Origin of the sequence: Hallerella succinigenes (genome assembly GCF_002797675.1) — a bacterium.
GTDB classification, from domain to species: Bacteria; Fibrobacterota; Fibrobacteria; order Fibrobacterales; family Fibrobacteraceae; genus Hallerella; species Hallerella succinigenes.
Genome location: NZ_PGEX01000001.1, coordinates 1,490,668 through 1,510,856, shown reverse-complemented (window position 1 = coordinate 1,510,856; position 20,189 = coordinate 1,490,668). Strand labels below are relative to the sequence as shown.

Below are 20,189 nucleotides of genomic sequence, written 5' to 3'. Positions count from 1 at the left end.
TGAATATTTGAGGTTTTGATGGCTGAAGAATATAGTGGTTCGAGCATTACCGTTCTCGAAGGACTTGAAGCTGTTCGTGTCCGTCCGGCAATGTACATCGGCTCTACCGACTCTGTGGGCCTCCACCATCTGGTTTGGGAAGTCGTAGACAACTCGGTCGACGAAGCTCTCGCTGGATTCTGCGATCATATCGAAGTTTCGATTTTGCCGGGCAACGGCATCCGCGTAACCGATAACGGTCGTGGCATTCCTATCGATATTCACCCGAAGGAACATGTGGGAACGATCCAGGTCGTGATGACGAAGCTTCACGCCGGCGGTAAGTTCGACAGCAATTCTTACAAGGTCTCCGCTGGTTTGCACGGCGTGGGCGTGAGCTGCGTGAACGCACTTTCCAAGAAGCACATCGTCACGGTCCGCCGCGACGGTCGCATTGTGCAGCAGGAATTTTCGAAGGGCAATCCTCTTGGACCGCAGAAGGATATCGGCACATACTCCGATGGTTCTACCGGTACAACGATTGAATTCTACCCGGACGAAACGATCTTTACGGCAACGGAATACAATTACGACATTCTCGCAGAACGGTTCCGCGAATACGCCTTCCTCATGAGCGGTATCCGCATTACGCTTACCGACGAACGCACTCCGGATGGTAAGAAGGATTCCTTCCACTTCCCGGGCGGCATCTCTGCCTTTGTGAAGTTTGTGGATTCCCACCGCAAGCCTTTGTTCGAAGAACCGATTCACATTTCGACGGAAGCGGGCAATTATCCGCTCGACATCGCGCTTTGGTACAACGATGGTTACCAAGAAAACTTCTTTAGCTTTGTGAACAACGTGAACACGCACGATGGAGGTACGCACGTCACCGGTTTCAAAACCGCCATGACCCGCATCATCGGCAAGTACGCTCAGGAAATTTTGCCGAAGGGTAAAAAGGACACAGCGATTTCTGCGGACGATATCCGCGAAGGCTTGACCGCAGTTATCTCGATCAAGATTCCACAACCGCAGTTCGAAGGCCAGACAAAGCGTCGTCTCGGCAACTCCGAAGTCGCAGGTCTTGTGAACACCGCCTTCGGTACAAAGCTTGACGAATTCTTTGCCGAAAATCCGAACATCGTGAAGATGATCGTGGACAAGGTTTACAACGCAGCCATCGCTCGTGAAGCGGCTCACAAGGCGCGTAACCTCGCCCGCAGAAAGAACGTCCTTGAAAGCGGCGGACTTCCGGGTAAGCTCGCAGACTGCAGTGAACGCGACCCGGCAAAGTGCGAACTCTTTATTGTGGAAGGTGACTCTGCAGGCGGTTCTGCAAAGCAGGGTCGTCGTCGTGAATTCCAGGCTATCCTTCCTCTCCGCGGTAAAATTTTGAACGTGGAAAAAGCAGGTCTTGACCGTGTGCTGAATGCAGACACCATTCAGGACTTGGTGAACGCACTCGGCTGCGGCATCGGCAGCGAGTTCAAGCTGGAAAAGCTCCGCTATCACAAGGTCATTATCATGACCGATGCGGATGTCGATGGTTCCCATATTCAGACTCTTCTTCTCACGTTCTTCTTCCGCTACATGAAGCCTCTCGTGGACGGCGGATATGTCTTTATCGCACAGCCGCCTCTGTTCCGCTTGGCACAGGGCCGCAAGACGATCAAGTACATCTTCGACGAAGCCGAGCTTTCGAGCATCGACGCCAACGAAAAGAAGAATTACGAAATCCAGCGATACAAAGGTCTTGGTGAAATGAACCCGGAACAGTTGGCCGAAACGACCATGAATCCGGAAACCCGCATCATGAAGAAGTGCCACGTGAACGATGGCGTTCTCGCGGACAGCGTCTTCAGCATGCTGATGGGCGAAGACGTGGAACCGCGTCGCAAGTTCATCGAAGACAACGCTTACAAAGTCATCAACGATTTGGACGTTTAATCGTGAGCATGAATCCCGCCGAACATCCGTCTTTTCAAGCCGTGCTGTCTACAGTGCGGGGACAAGTTCAGAATTATCTCGACAAATCCGACGAAGTCATCGCCGAAGTCGCTCGCACAGCACCTGCGGGCGTTTCGGAACGCATGACAAAGCTGATCGCCCGCAAGGGTAAAAAAATCCGTTCCACGATTCTCGCTCTTATTGCGACTTCAGGCGAAACGCCTGCAGATGAATCTCGCATCGCACATGCCTGCGCAGGCATTGAGCTTTTGCATTTGGCAAGCCTTGTCCACGACGACATCATCGATGAGACGACGATGCGCCGTGGCGAAAGAACAGCCCATGTGGAATGGGGCAACAAGGTTGCCGTTTTGATCGGCGACTACATTCTTTCGCAGGCGATGCGTTGCGTGATCGACGAAGAGTCCCGTGAGATTCCTCTCATCCTTTCTTCGGCAGCGAATAGTTTGATCGTCGGCGAAATCAGCGAGCTCGATCACACGGGTAATATGAATTTGCCGTTAGCGGACTACAATGCGATCATCAAAGGAAAGACCGCAGCCCTCGTGGAAGCGAGTGCAAAGATCGGTGCGACGATTGCAGGCTTTGATGCGGAACGCATAGAAGCCTGTGGAAAGATCGGTACGCATTTCGGCCTTGCCTTCCAAATTATCGATGACCTTTTGGATTACGGCATAGGGGCTACGAATCTCGACAAGGCAAAGTTTACCGATATTTCGAACGGTCTTGTAACCCTGCCGTTGATCTATTACTTTGAAAGCGTTTCCACCGAAGAAAAAGCCTCGCTCCAGGCTCTTTTGAAGCGTGCCGCAGATCCGGGCGTTGCCGAAGAAATTTGCAAGCGTCTAGAAGAGGCCAAAGCTTTTGACAAGGCAAAAGAAACCGCCTTGCAGCACATCGCAGACGCGATGGAAATCGCCGATACCCTGCCGATGACGGAACACACGTCATCTCTCAAGTCGTTCCTCTATGCAATGGCGGAACGCGGTAACTAAACGAATTTGAACGACCTGCTTTCAAAACTCAACCCGGAACAGCTTTCGGCTGTACAGACAACCGAAGGGTATGTGCGGGTCATGGCAGGCGCCGGAACGGGAAAAACAAAAGCTTTAACCGCCAGATACTGCTATCTCGTTTCAGAGCTCGGCATTTCTCCTGCAAATATCCTCACGGTGACTTTTACCAACCGCGCCGCAAACGAAATGAAGGCGCGAATGCGTTCGATTCTCGGCGATGCGGACTTGGGCTTCATCAGTACCATTCACGCCTTCTGCACGCGTTTTTTGAAGGAAGAAATCCATCATCTCGGCTACCCGAAAAATTTCATTATCCTCGATACCGAAGATGAACGGGAAATGCTCCAGCGCATTTTCGCCGACATGAAGATTACCCTCCGCGACACGACGATGCAGCGGACGATCGACCAGGTTTTAGAGGCGAAGAAATTCACGCCGGGATACATCTCCGGTTTCATTCAGATTTCCGCCGAAGAATTGCAGCAGTGCATTGAAAAGGAAAAAGACAAGAACAACGAAATCTTCTTGCGTTATCTCTACGAGCAAAAAAAGAACTACGGCCTGGACTTTAACGACCTGATCAACTTTACCCTGTACATTCTCGAGAACTTCCCCGACGCCCGTGAAAAATGGGAAAAGCGAATTGAATATGTGATGGTTGATGAATTCCAGGACGTGAGCGAAAAGCAGTACAAGATCGCCCGTATTCTTTCGGGAAAGCACAAGAACCTTTTTATTGTGGGCGATAGCGATCAGACGATTTATTCCTGGCGCGGTTCCCATGTTCGACTGTTTTTAGACTTTGATAAAAAATATCCGAGCGCAAAGACGATTGTGCTCACAGAAAATTACCGCAGCACGCCACAGATTTTGCGGATGTCAAACGAGCTGATTTCGCACAACGTACTGCGCTTTCCCAAGGAACTGAACGCGGTTCGCCCAAACGGAGCAAAGCCTCTTTATTTTCACAGCAAATCACCAAAAGACGAAACGGAATGGATTGCAGATAGCATTCAGACGCTCGTGAAACAGGGCGCGGTCCTAAGCGATATCGCGGTGCTGTACCGTTCGCATTTTCTTTCTCGCGGAGTAGAAGAAATTTTAATTCAGCGAAAGATTCCCTACCGTGTTCTTTCGGGAGTCTCTTTTTACGAACGCCGTGAAATCAAAGATGTCGTCGCTTACCTGCGCATGCTCACGACGCAAGACGACATCGCTTTTTTGCGAACGATCAATGTGCCTAGCCGTAAAATCGGTAAAAAGAAAATCCAGTTCCTCAAAGAATACGCAAACGCCAATCGCATTTCGCTTTGGAACGCCTTGCTCGAAAATCAGGACAGCGCCGTTTTCAAAGGCACAAACATTCAGAACTACATCCACGCGATCAACACCACAAAGAAAAGCATCGCCGACAAAAAACTCGACGACATTCTCGACGAAGTGCTAGACCTTTCCGGCTACACGGAATTCATCCGCATGGACGCGGACCAGGATCGTTTGGACAACATCGCGGAATTCAAGCAGAACGCGGAACTTGCGGCAAAAGATCCGGACGAGAATTTAGAAACGTTCCTTTCGCGCGTGGCGCTATATGGGAACCTCGACAAGGAAGAACGCAAAAACGCGGTCAAACTTTTGAGCATTCACGCAGCCAAAGGTTTAGAATTTCGATTTGTCTTTGTGACAGGCCTTGAAGAAGGTGTATTCCCGAGTGCACAGATCGAGACGGCAGAAGAGATGGAAGAAGAACGCCGCATTGCCTATGTAGCGTTTACCCGTGCCAAGGAAAGGTTATTCCTTTCGGAAAACGAAGGCGGTGGAAGTGCGAACCTGAGCAAATTCCCGTCGCGATTCATCTTTGATGCGGGCGAACACAACTTGGAATTTGTACGTCCGCTTCCCGATGATTTGAAAAAGAAAGCCTTGCAGCACATTCAGCAGGATACCGAGCGGTTGGAGCTCTTGCAGAACCTGCTCTTTGTCGGCGACCGGATACGACATGCGGTTTTTGGCGAAGGAACTATCCTAGAAATCGACGCCAAGAATTCGAGTTACGTGATTCAATTTGATAAGCTTGAGACCACCCGAAATTTACAGTTTACTGCCAAGTTTGAGCGGCTTTAAAACGGAGGGACTATGCAAACTGTGATAATGAACTTTACCCGAATTTACGAAGATCAAGAGTTTTGCAAAGGTCCCGATTTTCAATGGATCCACTGCGAAGAAATGCAGGGAACCGACTGCTATCTCGATCCCGATACCGAAAACAAACTGCGCAAGGAAATCTCCGCATTCCCGCTACACGGGCTGCACTTTATCGACTCGGGCAACACGCATTACATGAGCAAGCTCTGGACAGATCGCATCCAGGAACCATTTACGCTTCTCGTTTTCGATCATCACTCCGATATGAAGGATCCTCTCTTTGACGGCATCCTTTCTTGTGGCAATTGGATCAAAGCCTCTCTCGATAAAAATCCGAATCTGAAAAAATTGATTCTACTTGGAGTTGGTGACGATCACGTTTCAGAAATCGATTCCAAGTACTTGCCGCGAATGGACATTTTAAAACAAGGCGAATGCATCCATCCGGATTTCGCCCACCTCTTTACCTTTGACAAGGATTTTTTCAAGTACCCGATTTACATTTCAATCGACAAGGATGTTCTACTCGAAAAGATCGTGCACACGAATTGGGACGGGGGCAGCTTTACCTTGCAAAACCTGTTCAAGATTCTTTCTAAGATTTTTGAAAAGGGAAAGGTTTTAGGCGTCGACATTTGCGGAGAACCTTCCGAACAAGATGAAGAACAGGTTCTTCTGTACGAAGCGGAAAGCGACCGCGTCAATGGCGAATTGGTAAAATTCTTTTCCCGGTATCAACCCGTTCGTTCCATTTGTTGATGCGGACAAGCGGAGTATTTCCAATCAATTCGATAATGCTGTGGAGTCATAAGCCATTTTAAAATCCTGAAAATTTGGGGAATCTAGAAAAAAAGTATCCATCCGCATTCTGCAACGGGAGTTGGAAGTGTTTGGCAAAAAGCCTTATACACATATTTACGTACGGAATTTTGTACTTGCCAAACATATTGTGAATATAATAAAAACGGATACATAAAACGATTGACCTTGTCTAAAGGTTTTTTAAATGCGTTGGTCACTTTCTACAGCGGGCCTGCATAGGCGTTCCTATTCAATCAAAGGAAATTGTCAAACCCTTGGAGAAATTCGCAATCAGTTTTCCTTGGAATCGTATCGGAAAAGGTCGCCTGGGGCGACCTTGCATAATTCTAAAAATTTTTTATGAGGTAGTTTCAAATATGCCAATCATACAAAGAAGAGAAAACAATATAACAAACAAATAGAAAATTAAATAAAGTTTATACGTTTTTGGACTATCCTTTTTTGTCACAACAGGACTCCACCCAAGCTTTGTTTTTTGTAATCAAAGCGTCTATTAGAAGCAAAAAAATAGGACAAATACTATAAAAGACATATCAATTATTTCACATCTGTATTATCTGAAGGAGCTGTGGGATAGTCAATCATTTTTTGATCAAATGACCTATCTACTTCACGCAACATTCTAGCGTCTTTAACACTTAACACCGCATCACAAGCAAATGCTGTAAGAGCACCCTCGGAGCCATTTTGTAAATAACCATTCAAAGCATCTAGAACCACAACTGCAGGCTTTGCTGCCGGATAAACAACAGACATACCATCTAACGTATACTTAGCCGCCTTTCCTTCAACCTCAAGTGTTTTAGAAATTCCATTCCAAGTCGTCTCGTTTATTTTTCAGCAGGTTTGACAACAAACCTTTCAAAACTCATCGTAGTTATTTGTTTCGAGTCCATGCGGCAGCGGGATGACGGCCTTCACCGTGTCGGGCCACCCCCACAGAGTCCGTATACCGCACGAAGTTCCTTGGCTTGTATTCCCGTATTCTCCTGCGGAGGATATTGTGTGAACTCGATAGGCATACCTCTCCAAACATGGGAAATTTTCAGGCAGGATCTGTAAAACTATTTATTTTCGCCGAAGAATCCATGTTCCGAATACTGCGACCACATCTCGAACATCGTCAGATAGTTGTTCTTGATGTATTTCTGGATAATCGCAAGTTCTTTATCGGAAAGCGTCCCGCGTTTTTGGACAATCGTATCACCATCCGACTTGATGACAAGTTTCGCAGAGCCCGTTTCTGTCAGTTTCGAATCGCTCGCGTGTGCGTGGATACATTCGACGATACACGCCATCGTGAAATAGAGATAGTAGCCCGCGATTTTGAAAGGGAAATACTTCGGCATCAGTCTTTACCAATCAAGTCCTTGTTTTTCAAATAATAGGCTTGTACAAGAGCGAGGCGGCCATCATCCATCGAAGACATTATCATGTCGCCATCTTTGTTGAGCACACAGGCTTGGTCAGGATTGCTTAGATAAAGTATCTTGATGTCGCCGTTTTCCATAACGGTAAACGAATAGTTTGCGATAATCATGTCTGCGTTGTCGGCAATCTCTTTAAGCTGTAGCTCGGACATTTTCCACCTCAACGGACTTTATCGGTTTCAAGAAAAGCTTCGGATCAATATAAAGGTTTTCCAGTATCGGAACCATGTCAATATAATCTTCGACAAGCTTATCCTGGCTATGGCTATAGACGGCATCGACCACAAGGTAGCCGTTGTCCCATTCCTTGACCCTCGCTATCCGAACAAGACTATACGGGCCCTTGAACCGGATTGTCCGTCCGTTAAACGAGAAAGATATGTACTCCCCGTCATTCGACAGGAGCGCCTTTGAATTGACCATACCGCTAATATACATAAAAAGGCCGCTGGGGCGACCTTTGGAAAAAACAAAGCATTTGAATTAGTTTCTACGACACCTAAGCCACCACAGCAACCATTGGGTTCTGTATTTTGAGGAGCAGCGGCCCTTCCAAAATTATTTCTTAATCGGTGTGTTTTCCAGCATCGTCGCAACAGTTTGTGTCATAACGTTCAGCCAATCACTCTGCGAAACGGTAAACGTGTAGCTGGATTTAGCCTCAATATCTCCATATCCAAGCCTCTTGCCCGTCTTAGCGTCAAAGTAAGCAAAATTACCCTTGCCTGTAAAATCCTTATTTTGTGTACAAGTCATGCCCATACCAACACCACCACCAGCACCCGTTGAGCACGTCGTCCCGGATTCAACACGACCAATCCAAATATCATTTATAACAAGATAGACATCAGCTTGATTGTCCATTTCCTCAATCTTTGGGACCTTGATATTCACGCCATTCACAGCGGCAGCTTCGAACTTAACCTTATCCTGAGAAATTTTTTCCACGAAATATTGAACGCCAGTCGTCTGGGAAGCAAAATTAGAGTCCAATTGAGCCTTGTACCAATCCGAGAAGTTATTTACATAATCAGGCAAATCGTCTTGTAAATCTTTCGGGTTTGCAATAAACGGTTCCGTGAAAACGACCTTGACATTCGCTGGTTTCTGCGTCCACCCCTGATCCATCACAGAACGCGGTGCAGCACAACCTAGCAAAAGCGCACAGGCTGAAGCAAACGCCAAAGCAAGTTTCAATTTTCTCATACAAGCTCCTTTTCTACTATTAATATTTTTTATTAGTTTGATAAAAAAATATTAAAAATTATTAGTGCCCGGGTAAATCGTCGAAAACGTCTAGGCCCTAGAATTTGTACGGTCTAGACTTTTATTTTGCCGTTGCAAGCCCCTCCCTAAAAAACGGGATCTTGATCGAGGTCGAAGCTGTTCGTCAAGAGCTGGACTTCCTGCCCCTTGCATCCCCTTCCGGATGTCTTGGTTTCAACATACGAAACGATCCTCGCCCTGTGCGTCGTGCCGTCCTTGTGAAAGACGAACGTCACCATCGTCCAAGTTCGCGTGCTTCGGCATGAAATTGTTGTCTCCAAAGATCGACTCCCTCCTTTTTGCGTTGGCATCCCCCAGAGTGCTCCGATTTGGTACGAGCCCATTCGCAGATGCGGCATCCTGTTCACGAATGTCAGCGCGGACGCCTCTATTTCGCGCAGAGAATCAAAGCGCATCACGACCGCATGGAGCATCGAGAGCAAGCCATACTCTGTTAAGAGGCGTGGAAAAGAAATTCATTATAAGCTATTACCGCCATTTAGACAGGTCATGTATAAGTCTTTGAAAATGACATGGGCTCCTAAGGTATTCCCTACTTCTAAGCCTTTTTATTTAAAAGGACAAGATTCCCTGTGGCTTCCACGAAATAGAGACTTGAATATTTTTAACGACTCTGGAAGTCCCTGCATTTCAAATCGGCCAGACAGAGGTTCCGGTCATTGAATGCAAAATAGATCCCGTTGATAGAGACTATCCTGTGTATTTTGATTCAACGGATATTTGGTAGATAGACTATACTAGATATTAATTGTGTGATGCAAAAATGGATAAATGATCGTACCCCCACTGTATTTTTTCTTCAGGCCGCTCCGAAAGCCTTTTTCTGTACGATTCCACGAACAATCCTTTCACTAACAATTCAAAGCCCACAAAAAAGACTCCCCCGAACGGAGGAGTCTTTTTCAAGCTTTCGAAAGCCCTTACTTGAGGGAAATCGGGCAAGCCTTCGCGTGCCAAATTTCCTTCGCGTATTCATCAATGGTACGGTCAGAGCTGAATTTGCCCATGCGAGCCACGTTGAGGATCGCCATCTTGGCCCACTTATCCTGATCTTCGTAAGCCTTTGCCACCTGTTCCTGGCATTCGATGTAGGAACGGTAATCGGCAAGAAGAAGGAACGGGTCGCTCGAAAGGAGCTTGTCGACGATCGGGCGGAAGGATTCCGGATGGTCCGGGCAGAAGAAACCGCTCGTGATGAGGTCGAGAACGCGACGGAGGTCATCGTCCTTTTCGTAGTAATCACGCGGGCGGTAACCCTTGGCGAGAATGTCCTGAACCTCTTCCACGGTAAGACCAAAGAGGAAGAAGTTGTCGGCGCCAATGACTTCACGCATTTCTACGTTCGCGCCGTCAAGAGTACCGATGGTGAGAGCGCCATTCATCGCGAACTTCATGTTGCCGGTACCGGAAGCTTCCGTACCTGCTGTAGAAATCTGTTCGGAGAGTTCTGCAGCCGGGATGATCTTTTCTGCAAAGCTCACGCGGTAGTTTTCGAGGAACACCATCTGGAGCTTGCCCTTGCAATCCGGATCGCTGTCGATAATCGCGCTCACGGCGTTTGCAAGACGGATGATCTGCTTGGCCATCCAATAACCCGGAGCCGCCTTACCGCCGATCATAATCGTACGCGGAGTGATCTTCTTGCCGTCCTTGATTTCAAGGTAAAGGTGAATGGCGTGAAGAATGTTCAACAGCTGACGCTTGTATTCGTGGATACGCTTCACCTGGATGTCGAACAAAGTATTCACGTTGACATCCACGTTCTGAGTGCGCTTGAGGTAAGCGGCGAGGCGCTTCTTGTTTTCAAGCTTCACCGCCAGGAATTGCTTGCGGAACTTGGCATCGTCAGCGAACTTTTCGAGCTTCTTGATTTCGTCGAGATCCTTGACCCAGCCGTCGCCGATCTTGGAAGAGACGAGTTCAGACATTGCCGGGTCAGCCTTGCGAACCCAACGACGCGGTGTCACACCGTTCGTCTTGTTGTTGAACTTTTCCGGCCAGAATTCGTAGAAGTCCTTGAAGAGGCTCGTCCTGAGCAAATCACTGTGGAGAGCCGCAACACCGTTGACAGCAAAAGAGCCGACGATGGACAGGTACGCCATGCGGATCATCTTTTCGTTGCCTTCCTGGATCAAGGACATGCGGGTGAGGCGAGCGGTGTCGCCCGGCCACTTGAGAGCGACCTTGGCAAGGAAGCGGGAGTTGATTTCGTAAATGATCTGAAGGTGACGCGGGAGGAGCTTTTCGAAGAAACTGACCGGCCATTTTTCAAGAGCTTCCGGCATGAGCGTATGGTTCGTATAAGCGAACGTGTGCGTCGTGATGTCCCATGCTTCATCCCATTCAAGACCTTCTTCGTCAAGGAGAATGCGCATGAGTTCCGCAATGGAGATTGCCGGGTGCGTGTCGTTCAACTGAATAGCAACCTTTTCTGGGAAAAGCTTCCATTCGCCTTCGTGAGATTTTTTGAAGCGACGGACAATGTCCTGCAAGGAAGCGGAGCAGAGGAAGTACTGCTGACGGAGACGGAGGATCTTACCGTTCACGGAAGTGTCGTTCGGATACAGAACCTTCGAAATCGTTTCGGAGAGTTCCATGTCCTGCACGGCGGCGAGGTAGTCACCGTTGTTGAAGTAAGCGAGGCCGAATTCGTCGGCGCTCTGAGCGCTCCAAAGGCGGAGGTTGTTCACCGTGTTGTTGCGGTAACCCGGAATCGGGGTATCGTACGGGAGAGCGATCACGTAGTCCTTCGTTTCCCAACGGTTGCGAAGCTTGCCCTTTTCGTCGGTCCAAGAAATGACGTAGCCGCCGAACGGAACCTTGATCGAGTTTGCCGGACGGGCGATTTCCCACGGGTTCGGAAGACGGAGCCAGTTGTCCGGAAGTTCTTCCTGCTGACCGTCCTTGATTTTCTGGTTGAACATACCGTATTCGTAACGAATGCCCATACCCGTAGCCGGCAGTTCGAGAGTTGCCATGGAGTCGAGGAAGCAAGCGGCGAGACGACCGAGACCACCGTTACCGAGACCTGCGTCGACTTCTTCTTCACGAAGTTCTTCAAGAGTCATGCCGAGTTCATCGACAGCTTCTTCCACAGCCTTTTCCACGTCGAGGTTCAACACGGAGTTGCCGAGCGTACGACCGATCAAGAATTCGAGGGAGAGGTAATAGACGCGCTTGACGTCCTTTTCATAGTAGGTTTCCTGGGTCTTGATCCAGCGGTCAATCAAGCGGTCACGAACGGAGTAAGCGACCGCCAAAAACTTTTCATGCTTCGTCACCGTATGTTCGTCACGGGCGAGCGTATGATGAATGTGATCGTCAAAAGCCTTCTTGAAAGCTTCCACGGTATTGCCCAAAACTTCAAGATTGGTCTTTGCCTTTTCTTTTTTTGCCATGTTTCCGCCTATTTAAAGTGAAACGATTTGTTTACATAAATACTAGCAAAAAATTTTCTTTTTTTTGGAAAAATCCACAACAAATTGTCAGTAAAATCTCAGCAAAAACCTTTTGAACGAATGTTTAAAAACACGAAGAGGCCAGGAACCCGGATGCAGTCCGATTCCATCCCAGAAATTCCGCACTTGAAAGACGCAAGCTTCGGCTACATTCTGGGAGCCAATCTTTTACAGATTCTCGATCCGAAAAATTCGCATCAAAAGACGGCCCACATTCTTCAACGATGTTTCTAGCGCCGCCCAGAACTTCGTCTAACTGAATTAACCCTTGAACTTGAGGAAGCGATACAGATACTTGGTCGTCTGAATCGGCGTTTTGAGGAAGGCACGTTTTTTGTATCCACTGAGTGCAAAGCCTTGCAGAACCTTGTAAAGTTCGATCTGGTCCGGCTTGTTCAGCGCAAGCAGGAACTTGCGGAATTTGAGTTCAAAGTCATGCATGCGACCGAAGTAGCTGTAGCAGTGCTTTTCGTAACCCTGCAAGAACTTTTGGCTTAAGTCGTGAGCCTTGAAACCTTCATCGACCCGCTGTGCGCAGAAGCGACCGGCACGCATGGCGGCCGCAATTCCGCCGCCCGTAAGCGGGTTCGTGTGATGCGCTGCGTCGCCGACGAGAGCGAAGCGATCCAGCGTGTACTGTTTCAAGAATCCCGAAACCGGAACGAGTCCGCCGACCGTGTGGTTGATCTTCGCACCCGGGAAAAGTTTTTCGAGCCATTCGAGCGTGACTTCGTAAATGTTTGGACCAGGCTTGTTCGGCACAATGAAGCCCGCGCCAAAATTTGTCACATCCGAACGCTGCTTGGGGAAGCTCCAAATGTAACCGTCATTGATAAAATCGTGTCCCTGCCAAAAGGTCAAATAATCCGGTTTTGTCAAAAGCCCCTTGACTTCTATATCGACGCCGGTGCAGGTCAAATTCGGCAGCTGGCCGGACTTGAGGCCCACCATGCGACCGATCTGACTTTCAACGCCATCGGCACCGACGACCATCTTCGCACGGATTTCCTGTGTCGAAGTTTCCGTTACTTTACCGTTGCCGTCGCCCTGCCCCAGCGAAACGCAGACAATGCGGCAATCGCCCTGCACTTCGCTGACCGAAGTCGCACGGGCGCAGGTTACCACTTCCACACCGTCGTTTGCAGCAAGGTGCGCAAGCCATGGATCAAACTTGAGGCGGTTCAACATCAAGCCCATATTCGGCTTGGGAACTTCAATATTCACCCCGTCCGGACCGTAAATAAAAAGACCGTTGATAATCGTTTCAATGCAGTCTTCATCGATCGGGCCGTAGGTCTCTAAATCGGCAAGGTTTGTACTCGCCTCTCCGCAGCGCACCGGATAGCCGATACGTTCACGCTTTTCTAGTAGCAGAGTTTTATACCCAAAGCGAGCCAGATTACGTGCTGCAACAGATCCGCCAGGGCCCGCCCCAATCACAACAACATCATATTCGTTATCGAGCATCGCCGACCTCTTTGAGTTTTAAAGCCCCGACGGGGCAGGCGCGCGTGCAGAGACCGCAACGTTTGCACTTTTCTGCATCGATTTGCAAATCCAGTCCAAACATGTCGAGCGCGCCAAACGGACATACTCCGACACAGCCCGCACATTCGAGGCACTTTTCGCGATCATGGACAAGCTTCTTCATATAATTCACAATATAGCTTTTTGTCGACCGCGGATCCAATCCGACGCGCTACTTTATACGCACTCGTAGTAGATAGTCGCCCTGACGTACCAAATACACGCCCGAATTTTCGAATTTTTCCCGCAGAACGCTTCCGATTTTCCGCTATCCGCGGAGTCTCACTTCCTAAGAAGCGCCCCTGCACGTTAAAGACTGGGACAGGTCCGTTCCAATTCACCTTGTGGAACTGCATTTCCGTTATTACAGTCGTCTCTTTCGCAGAAGAGGAAGATTGCCTCGCTTCACTCGCAATGATACTGGACGAAGAACTGTCATTGCGAGGATTCGAATTCCCAAAGAGCCCACGTCGCAGACATAAAGTTTTTTAGAAACAGAAGACCCCGAGCCAAGGAGCTTCTTTCCATTTTTAGAACGAATCGTTCCGCTTTTACGAATGTTCCAAATTCGCCGATTTAAATCCGCTGCGGGCTAGCAGAATCAAAGCCGGCGTGTAAAAATACCACACAAAATTATTCGCAATGGTCGCCACATGCTCCTGAACACTGTAATCCGGGCCTGTCGCCAGGGAAATTCCCACGCACGCATCACAGCAAAAGAACAGGATCATGCCGCGTTTAATGAGCGTCGCATTGTGCACGGGAAAATACCCGACTTTCGGAGCCTTGCAAGCCACGATCAACGAACAAATTAAAAAAGTTCCGTAAGTCGCAATGATCGGCACAAGCGCAGGATTCGAGGTCAATGGTTCTGCATTTACAGAATTTCCCAGCGTAAAAATCAACGCGGCATTCGACACGAACATCACCCCGAACGGAACAAAGAGAATCCAAGGGAAATGGTAGTCTTCATCGGACGTTCGACTATGACGATAAATGAACAAAGCTTGCACAACCATAAAGAAGCAGATTCCGAGAAGCGTATAATCCGAGCTGTGCTTAAAAAGTGCGCTTACGTTGTGCAAAATCTTAAGGCAAAAATCTGCACAGAGCGCCATCACGAATCCAGCCTGCAAAAACTTACGATCCTGCGGCGAAACTTGATTTTTTCCAATGGAAAAAGTCACGATCGTTACAATCAGCGTCACGGCAAACTTTGCATAATTCTGGTAATGGCTCGAATCTTGCAAGCACTGTTCCACGGCTCCGCAGCCCACCAGATAAACATACCAGTCCCGAACAAAGAAAGTTACCATCAATACAGTCAAAACGATGTATACAATCTTCATTTTTATAGATGCATTCATCTTCCCTCCTTACATCCATTTTTTGAATCTAAACCTAAATATCCTTGCCGCTTCTAGCAAGAAACGCTAGCACAAGAAAGGCTCCGGCAATGATCCCGATTAACGGCAAGTCCGGTTGAACACGTAAAAAAGTTTTCAAATACTTCACCATCTGGGACGTCAAAAACGCATAGCCCGCGCTGCACAAAACCACAAACAAGGCAAAGCGCGCCACAAACGGGATGCTCTTTGTAATCTTCTTAAAATACCCGTTGATTTTTCCACCGTAAATAATCAAAAAAGTGGCCACAAGACCCACCGAAATGGAATCCATGTGCAAACGCAAAAAATTGGCAAACTGGTGAATGTAGGGCTGCATGGCTAGGAATATAAATATTCGAGGGGAGAGCGGGGGGACATGGGTAATACAGGATGTTCTTCTATCTGAAAAAACTATTTTGCATTTTTCTTCAAAATTCACTTAAAAATTCACTAAAAAAAAACAGAGTTAAAAGTGATTTTTTCACTTTCGTATCTGCTTTTTGTTTGCGATTTTGTTAAATTAAATGATATAAAAGAGAAATTTTCACAACTAAACGCGGACGGAAGATATGCTGATACGTTTTAATGTTAAGAATTTCCTCTCTTTCGATTCAGAAGATCGTGCAACCCACGATACTTCTAGCCAGGAATTTTCGATGATTCCCGGGAAAGTCCGTAGCAAAGAAGACCACATTCTCAAGACCGATAAGCAGAACCTTCTTAAGTTTGCCGCTATTTACGGCGCTAACGCGGCAGGGAAATCCAACCTGATTAAGGCGATGGCTTTTTATAGGGACTGCGCCTTGATTGGCGCCTTCCCAATGCAAGCGTCCGATATGTACTGCAAAAACGATTCCAGCAACAAAGATAAGCCTAGCTACTTTGAAGCTGAATTTACCATCGATGACGAAGTTTTTGCGTATGGTTTTGAAGTCATTTTAAGCACCGGAGTTTTTGTTTCGGAATGGCTTTGCAAACTAAGCCCCACTAAGGAAGAGTATCTCTTCAAAAAAGAGGACGCTCAGCACAAATACATATTTGGCGGACCGCTCGAAAAGAACGAAATGCTAAAAGTCTTGGTTTCTAGCTTTGCCGGAAGCAATGGCCTGTTTTTGAATTTCATCAACCGCACCATGGCTGGTTTTTACAAGACCAACCCCAAGGCAGAAGTTCTGCGTTCAGCATTCAACTGGATCGTGCGCAACTTGGACATCAACTTCCCAGCAAACCCGCTTTCGACTTCTTCATTCCTTGCAAACGAAGAGGCTCTTTGTCAAGCTTCGAAACTGCTAAAGGCATTCGGCACTGGAATCGAAGATGTCAAGTCCGTTCAGGTTCCCCTGGAAAAAGTCGCTCCGTTCATTCCGCCACATTGGCTCCAAGATATGGAAAAACAGATGGAGTTGAGTAATACTCCCAAGAACGACATTTTCATCAGGGATAGAAATGAAATCTTCGTCGTGAAAATGGAACGCGGGAAACGGGACAAGGCGTATTCCATCCAGTTCAAGCATAACTTCCAGAATGCAACCTTGTTCAAGATGGCCGAAGAATCCGACGGCACCGCGCGTCTTTTCGACCTCCTAGAAATATTGCTTTCCAAATCCAGCAAGACTTATGTTATCGATGAACTGGACCGTTGCCTGCATCCATGCCTTTCGTATCAGTTCGTGAAGGCGTTCTTTGAATATTCCAAGAACCGCAACGTCCAATTAATTGTAACCACCCATGAATCACGTCTGATGGACTTTGATTTGTTGCGTCGTGACGAAATCTGGTTTGTCGACAAAGACCAGAGCGGAGCAAGCAACATCTACTCGCTGGAAGAATACAACGAACGCTTTGACAAGAAAATAGACAAGGCGTATCTCGAAGGACGCTATGGCGGCGTGCCGCTGTTTAATTTTAAGTCGTAAAAACTTCTTGAATGAAACTTTCCACCTATACTTCCGGCACTTCGAAAGAATTTATCCCATACACTTTCTTCAGGTGTTCATCAATGAACTCTGAATCTTTCAATTTCTGCATCATGATGCACAGGTCGTAAGTGTTCAGGCGACCTTTCTTTTCGGCTTTCCTTGCAACAATCTTGCGGACTTTGAGCTCTTTAATTTCAAAACAGTCCAGCCAGCTGTCGTATTCCAAAAAATTGGCGTAGTTTTTTTGAGAAAGCAAATACTGTTCTTTTTGCCATTCGGGATCGCTGGAATAATCGTTTTCTGAATTTATCAGAACCGCAGCAATTTGTTTTCTATCCGACTTGGCACCAGATACGACCACATATTTCAGCCTAGTAGGATACCCTTGGGTGTTAATGCCATCGGCCTGATCCAATTCCACATAGATAATATCGCCAACAGACAAGTCTTCGGCAGACTTTACGATACAAACTTCTTCATGAAGTTTGGCGAGAACTCCGTCTTTATCTTCCACTATGCAAGCTCAGCGACAAGAAGTTCTTTTTCGCGAATATACTCGATCATCTTGTCGGAAGCGTGACCGGACATCGCAATGTCAATGTTCGTCATAATGTCTTGCTGAGGATCCTTTTTGGACCTTGCAACGACATTATGGTAAACATCATCGTGAGATTCCTCGGACAGGTCATAGGACCTTCTGTCTTTGCAGTAATCAAACCACTTGTCGAGGCACTCGCGTTCCTTCTTTGCGATAAAATCCAGATTCGGCTTTCTCAAGGCATAGACCTTTTGGTCGATAACCTTGATGGACTCCATGAACTCCTTCAAATCGGGAAAATCGTCACCCACCCCATCTTCAACATTCTTTATGACCTTGTCAGTCAATGTCGGAATCGGGCCATGCATCCTGGCCTTGAATGTTTCCGGGATGAGAGTCTTGCCAAAACGGCACAGGTAATCCCTCTGGGCAAAATAGATAATCTTGAAAAGCTTGATGTAGTCCACGCCGTCATCAAACTTCTGCAATACATACAGTATTACATTCTCTATTTTCTGTATTTGCTCTAGAGTCTTCATTTTACGCCACAAAGATAGAGTTAAAACGACGTTTGTCAAACCTTACAGCGTGACAAAAACGCATTTTCACCCCAAAAATACATAATTTCACATGTCACAAACTGACAAAATCGCATTTTTTTTGAAAAAAACTCAATAGCAACCTTCCAGTTTCTTTATTATCTCGCGCTGGGCCTTTTCGGAAAGGAGCTTTTTGCAGCGGATGGAATCCAGTTCAAAGGAAAGATCCTCGATTCGCCAGCACTTGGTTTCTTGGCTGTGCGGGTCCTGGGAATCCGCCGGCTTTTTGCGGTACACCTTTATTTCGGGGTTCGCCCACACGACAATCGGCTCGACGAACGCATGTTCCTTGTTCCGGTTGAAATCGGGGTCAAGGAATTCCTTCAAGGCCGCGGCATTGCGCCTCGCCTGCTTAATCGGGTTGGAATCGTCAGCGACTTTCTCGTATCCGCCTTTCCGCTTCTCGTAGAAATCGGAGCCGGAATATTCAAAAGTCCCAAAGCGGTTTTTCACCTCGATTGCAAACACGCCCCACGGCGAAACAAGAGCGATGTCGATATCTTCCTTGCGGCCGTTAAAATGCAGATTCCTGAAAATATGGCAACTGCCGTCCAGCGATTCCCTCAGGGCATCGACAACGTGGTCCTCGCCCTCGAACCCCTTCTTGAACGACGCAATCTTGGAATCGAGATAATTGATAATCTTGTCGAGGGGCCTTATGATTACAAAATAGCCTGCAACAAGCATGAGCACCGCACCAACGACGACAATCATCCAGGCAAGCCAATTCAAATCGGCAAGCGACGAATAATCATACACGAAAAACGCCTTGTATGCATACCACAACAAGTATGCAATGCAGAGCCCAAAGGCAGCGCCAATCACGAGACCTTCCCTTATAAGGTAACGTTCCGTTTTGCGCAGCAGATACGAACTCTTTGGAGAAGTCTCCAGCAGCGGGCCCTTGCCGTCCAGAATCTTCTGGCGTTCAACCTGATAATGGTAACCCAGCAGAATGACGCAAGCCGAGCGAATCTGGGCGCTCTGGGTTTCGCCCATGAGCGAATGCAGGCGGTTTCAATCCATGCAGCCGTTATGCCTATACCACAGTTCCCTAATAGTCGCCCAGCCGCCGTTATCCGCAACCTTGACAGCGACAGCCTCGTCAATATTCCTGGGGAGATTGCCGCCGTCGATATATTCGCGGATTTTGCGTTCCCTATCGACAAGGAGAACCTCGGCCGCCTTGCGGACCTGCTCGTTTTCCGCCTTGGCAGACGCCTGGCGTAGCATTTTGCAAGTCAGCTTGTCTTGGTCCAAAAGCTCGCCCATGGTCTGCTGGGAACCAGGCCAAATCATGCTTCGCGCGCGAGGAATTGTAAGGAACGGGGAGGACATGGGGGAAGATAAGTGCTAATTTTTTCCTTGCATTAGGGGCATCAGATTCAACATACCAATGATGTATGATTTGACTTCACTTTTTTCTTTTTCAGTAAGTATTGTTGTTTCTATAGAATTTATCGCATTCTCACCAGTCTTACGATTATACCGGTCTGTCTTTCTAAGCAATACAAGCAATTCCTTCCTTATATCATCCGTATATTCTGCAACAAGCGATTTTGTTATAGTTGATTGCATTTGATTCACAATCTTTTCTGCTATTTCTTCTTTGTCAAAGTCTGCGGATCTAATACCTTCAAAATATTCCGTCAGTAAGTCCAAGAGACTCTTAAGATTATTCTTGCCTCTCAAATGGAATGCATCTATTGGCAAAACCGTAGCTAGTTTTTCCAACATAGATAAATAGCCCTCATTCATTTCCTCTAACTTTTCAAAGGTTTGCTTTTGAGACAGAGGAACTATCACCTTTTTCAGTTGCGGATAGAATTGAGCTTTAGCTGTTTCAATAGATTTTTCATCTATTGCAGGAATGAGTTTTCTTACTTCCGAAAAATAGCAATCCAAATAGGCGTCAAGCATTTTCTCACTATTCAATCGATTCACCAAGAAAAAAAGTTCAGTCAAATAATGTATAGACTCATTTATGATTTTTCGTTCTTCGGATTTGCGATTTACATAATGAAGAAAATGTGTAGAAAGCACACCAATTAAAACACCAATAATGGCTGCCGAAGCCGAGATAATTGCACCTAGCATAAATTTATATTAG

The 20,189-nt window shown here is 47.2% G+C and carries 22 protein-coding genes; 6 read left to right on the top strand and 16 right to left on the bottom strand.

The window, feature by feature from the left end; genetic code table 11:
- The first annotated feature begins 18 nt into the window (after positions 1-18).
- The 4 genes from gyrB to BGX16_RS06810 are packed head-to-tail and all read left to right on the top strand — an operon-like array spanning position 19 to position 5,870.
- Entirely contained in the window at positions 19-1,929 is a 1,911-nt protein-coding gene (gyrB, locus tag BGX16_RS06825) for a DNA topoisomerase (ATP-hydrolyzing) subunit B (protein WP_100425378.1), read from the top strand.
- Between the two features lie 8 nt (positions 1,930-1,937).
- Complete coding sequence (locus tag BGX16_RS06820; RefSeq protein WP_100425377.1) at positions 1,938-2,945, top strand: polyprenyl synthetase family protein; 1,008 nt, start codon at positions 1,938-1,940, stop codon at positions 2,943-2,945.
- Between the two features lie 6 nt (positions 2,946-2,951).
- Positions 2,952-5,090: an ATP-dependent helicase gene (locus BGX16_RS06815; RefSeq protein WP_100425376.1), complete on the top strand. Its 2,139-nt coding sequence runs from the start codon at positions 2,952-2,954 to the stop codon at positions 5,088-5,090.
- Between the two features lie 12 nt (positions 5,091-5,102).
- Positions 5,103-5,870, top strand: a complete 768-nt coding sequence (locus BGX16_RS06810; protein ID WP_157797922.1) for an arginase family protein — start codon at positions 5,103-5,105, stop codon at positions 5,868-5,870.
- A 600-nt stretch (positions 5,871-6,470) separates the two neighbouring features.
- Here BGX16_RS06810 and BGX16_RS06805 read toward each other — a convergent pair.
- The 7 genes from BGX16_RS06805 to BGX16_RS06780 all read right to left on the bottom strand — a co-directional run bounded on the left by BGX16_RS06805 (position 6,471) and on the right by BGX16_RS06780 (position 12,048).
- The gene (locus BGX16_RS06805) at positions 6,471-6,689 is read right to left on the bottom strand and encodes a hypothetical protein (protein WP_100425374.1); all 219 of its coding nucleotides are present in this window, start codon (positions 6,687-6,689) and stop codon (positions 6,471-6,473) included.
- 308 nt (positions 6,690-6,997) lie between these two features.
- On the bottom strand, positions 6,998-7,282 hold the full coding sequence (locus BGX16_RS06800; RefSeq protein WP_100425373.1) for a DUF4160 domain-containing protein: 285 nt from the start codon (positions 7,280-7,282) through the stop codon (positions 6,998-7,000).
- Positions 7,282-7,515: a DUF7723 family protein gene (locus BGX16_RS06795; protein WP_100425372.1), complete on the bottom strand. Its 234-nt coding sequence runs from the start codon at positions 7,513-7,515 to the stop codon at positions 7,282-7,284. The genes BGX16_RS06800 and BGX16_RS06795 overlap by 1 nt, the downstream gene beginning before the upstream one ends.
- Positions 7,496-7,786, bottom strand: coding sequence for a DUF7724 family protein (locus tag BGX16_RS06790; RefSeq protein WP_100426784.1), 291 nt, complete (start codon positions 7,784-7,786; stop codon positions 7,496-7,498). The genes BGX16_RS06795 and BGX16_RS06790 overlap by 20 nt, the downstream gene beginning before the upstream one ends.
- A 135-nt stretch (positions 7,787-7,921) precedes the next feature.
- Positions 7,922-8,569, bottom strand: coding sequence for a hypothetical protein (locus BGX16_RS06785; RefSeq protein WP_100425371.1), 648 nt, complete (start codon positions 8,567-8,569; stop codon positions 7,922-7,924).
- 146 nt (positions 8,570-8,715) lie between these two features.
- Positions 8,716-8,868, bottom strand: coding sequence for a hypothetical protein (locus BGX16_RS14600; RefSeq protein WP_157797921.1), 153 nt, complete (start codon positions 8,866-8,868; stop codon positions 8,716-8,718).
- A gap of 702 nt (positions 8,869-9,570) precedes the next feature.
- The gene (locus BGX16_RS06780) at positions 9,571-12,048 is read right to left on the bottom strand and encodes a glycogen/starch/alpha-glucan phosphorylase (protein WP_100425370.1); all 2,478 of its coding nucleotides are present in this window, start codon (positions 12,046-12,048) and stop codon (positions 9,571-9,573) included.
- Between the two features lie 153 nt (positions 12,049-12,201).
- Between BGX16_RS06780 and BGX16_RS14595 the strand changes: the two genes are divergently transcribed.
- Positions 12,202-12,342 carry a hypothetical protein gene (locus BGX16_RS14595; RefSeq protein ID WP_157797920.1) on the top strand — a complete coding sequence of 47 codons (141 nt, stop codon included), beginning with the start codon at positions 12,202-12,204 and terminating at the stop codon, positions 12,340-12,342.
- A gap of 27 nt (positions 12,343-12,369) precedes the next feature.
- Here the strand turns inward: BGX16_RS14595 and BGX16_RS06775 are convergent, their stop codons facing one another.
- From BGX16_RS06775 to BGX16_RS06760, 4 genes are all read right to left on the bottom strand, one after another.
- On the bottom strand, positions 12,370-13,575 hold the full coding sequence (locus BGX16_RS06775) for an NAD(P)/FAD-dependent oxidoreductase (protein WP_100425369.1): 1,206 nt from the start codon (positions 13,573-13,575) through the stop codon (positions 12,370-12,372).
- A complete protein-coding gene (locus BGX16_RS06770; RefSeq protein WP_100425368.1) occupies positions 13,565-13,759 on the bottom strand; it encodes a 4Fe-4S binding protein in 195 nt (64 codons plus the stop codon). Before BGX16_RS06770 ends, BGX16_RS06775 begins: the two co-directional genes overlap by 11 nt.
- Before the next feature lie 427 nt (positions 13,760-14,186).
- On the bottom strand, positions 14,187-15,002 hold the full coding sequence (locus BGX16_RS06765) for a lysoplasmalogenase family protein (RefSeq protein ID WP_100425367.1): 816 nt from the start codon (positions 15,000-15,002) through the stop codon (positions 14,187-14,189).
- Between the two features lie 34 nt (positions 15,003-15,036).
- A complete protein-coding gene (locus BGX16_RS06760) occupies positions 15,037-15,462 on the bottom strand; it encodes a DUF3392 family protein (protein ID WP_157797919.1) in 426 nt (141 codons plus the stop codon).
- 217 nt (positions 15,463-15,679) lie between these two features.
- On the opposite strand from BGX16_RS06760, the gene BGX16_RS06755 reads away from it, so the two are divergent.
- Positions 15,680-16,939, top strand: coding sequence for an AAA family ATPase (locus BGX16_RS06755; RefSeq protein WP_198514877.1), 1,260 nt, complete (start codon positions 15,680-15,682; stop codon positions 16,937-16,939).
- Positions 16,940-16,964: 25 nt separating this feature from the next.
- On the opposite strand, the gene BGX16_RS06750 is transcribed toward BGX16_RS06755, so the two are convergent.
- The 5 genes from BGX16_RS06750 to BGX16_RS06730 form a co-directional block, all read right to left on the bottom strand.
- On the bottom strand, positions 16,965-17,456 hold the full coding sequence (locus tag BGX16_RS06750) for a hypothetical protein (RefSeq protein WP_100425364.1): 492 nt from the start codon (positions 17,454-17,456) through the stop codon (positions 16,965-16,967).
- The gene (locus BGX16_RS06745) at positions 17,456-18,019 is read right to left on the bottom strand and encodes a Panacea domain-containing protein (protein ID WP_100425363.1); all 564 of its coding nucleotides are present in this window, start codon (positions 18,017-18,019) and stop codon (positions 17,456-17,458) included. The genes BGX16_RS06750 and BGX16_RS06745 overlap by 1 nt, the downstream gene beginning before the upstream one ends.
- Before the next feature lie 132 nt (positions 18,020-18,151).
- Positions 18,152-19,078: a nuclease-related domain-containing protein gene (locus BGX16_RS06740; protein ID WP_100425362.1), complete on the bottom strand. Its 927-nt coding sequence runs from the start codon at positions 19,076-19,078 to the stop codon at positions 18,152-18,154.
- An 18-nt stretch (positions 19,079-19,096) separates the two neighbouring features.
- A complete protein-coding gene (locus BGX16_RS06735) occupies positions 19,097-19,378 on the bottom strand; it encodes a hypothetical protein (protein ID WP_157797918.1) in 282 nt (93 codons plus the stop codon).
- Positions 19,379-19,432: 54 nt separating this feature from the next.
- A complete protein-coding gene (locus BGX16_RS06730) occupies positions 19,433-20,176 on the bottom strand; it encodes a hypothetical protein (RefSeq protein WP_100425360.1) in 744 nt (247 codons plus the stop codon).
- Between the last annotated feature and the right edge of the window lie 13 nt (positions 20,177-20,189).

Excerpts from the sequence above, each read along its gene's own strand:
- BGX16_RS06755 (WP_198514877.1), top strand. The coding sequence starts at position 15,680 with ATGATTCCCGGGAAAGTCCGTAGCAAAGAAGACCACATTCTCAAGACC.
- BGX16_RS06785 (WP_100425371.1), bottom strand. The coding sequence starts at position 8,569 with ATGAGAAAATTGAAACTTGCTTTGGCGTTTGCTTCAGCCTGTGCGCTT.
- BGX16_RS06730 (WP_100425360.1), bottom strand. The coding sequence starts at position 20,176 with ATGCTAGGTGCAATTATCTCGGCTTCGGCAGCCATTATTGGTGTTTTA.
- gyrB (WP_100425378.1), top strand. The coding sequence starts at position 19 with ATGGCTGAAGAATATAGTGGTTCGAGCATTACCGTTCTCGAAGGACTT.
- BGX16_RS06775 (WP_100425369.1), bottom strand. The coding sequence starts at position 13,575 with ATGCTCGATAACGAATATGATGTTGTTGTGATTGGGGCGGGCCCTGGC.
- BGX16_RS06780 (WP_100425370.1), bottom strand. The coding sequence starts at position 12,048 with ATGGCAAAAAAAGAAAAGGCAAAGACCAATCTTGAAGTTTTGGGCAAT.
- BGX16_RS06805 (WP_100425374.1), bottom strand. The coding sequence starts at position 6,689 with ATGTCTGTTGTTTATCCGGCAGCAAAGCCTGCAGTTGTGGTTCTAGAT.
- BGX16_RS06800 (WP_100425373.1), bottom strand. The coding sequence starts at position 7,282 with ATGCCGAAGTATTTCCCTTTCAAAATCGCGGGCTACTATCTCTATTTC.
- BGX16_RS06795 (WP_100425372.1), bottom strand. The coding sequence starts at position 7,515 with ATGTCCGAGCTACAGCTTAAAGAGATTGCCGACAACGCAGACATGATT.
- BGX16_RS14595 (WP_157797920.1), top strand. The coding sequence starts at position 12,202 with ATGCAGTCCGATTCCATCCCAGAAATTCCGCACTTGAAAGACGCAAGC.
- BGX16_RS06745 (WP_100425363.1), bottom strand. The coding sequence starts at position 18,019 with ATGAAGACTCTAGAGCAAATACAGAAAATAGAGAATGTAATACTGTAT.
- BGX16_RS14600 (WP_157797921.1), bottom strand. The coding sequence starts at position 8,868 with ATGGTGACGTTCGTCTTTCACAAGGACGGCACGACGCACAGGGCGAGG.
- BGX16_RS06740 (WP_100425362.1), bottom strand. The coding sequence starts at position 19,078 with ATGGGCGAAACCCAGAGCGCCCAGATTCGCTCGGCTTGCGTCATTCTG.
- BGX16_RS06765 (WP_100425367.1), bottom strand. The coding sequence starts at position 15,002 with ATGAATGCATCTATAAAAATGAAGATTGTATACATCGTTTTGACTGTA.
- BGX16_RS06820 (WP_100425377.1), top strand. The coding sequence starts at position 1,938 with ATGAATCCCGCCGAACATCCGTCTTTTCAAGCCGTGCTGTCTACAGTG.
- BGX16_RS06735 (WP_157797918.1), bottom strand. The coding sequence starts at position 19,378 with ATGATTTGGCCTGGTTCCCAGCAGACCATGGGCGAGCTTTTGGACCAA.
- BGX16_RS06810 (WP_157797922.1), top strand. The coding sequence starts at position 5,103 with ATGCAAACTGTGATAATGAACTTTACCCGAATTTACGAAGATCAAGAG.
- BGX16_RS06770 (WP_100425368.1), bottom strand. The coding sequence starts at position 13,759 with ATGAAGAAGCTTGTCCATGATCGCGAAAAGTGCCTCGAATGTGCGGGC.
- BGX16_RS06790 (WP_100426784.1), bottom strand. The coding sequence starts at position 7,786 with ATGGTCAATTCAAAGGCGCTCCTGTCGAATGACGGGGAGTACATATCT.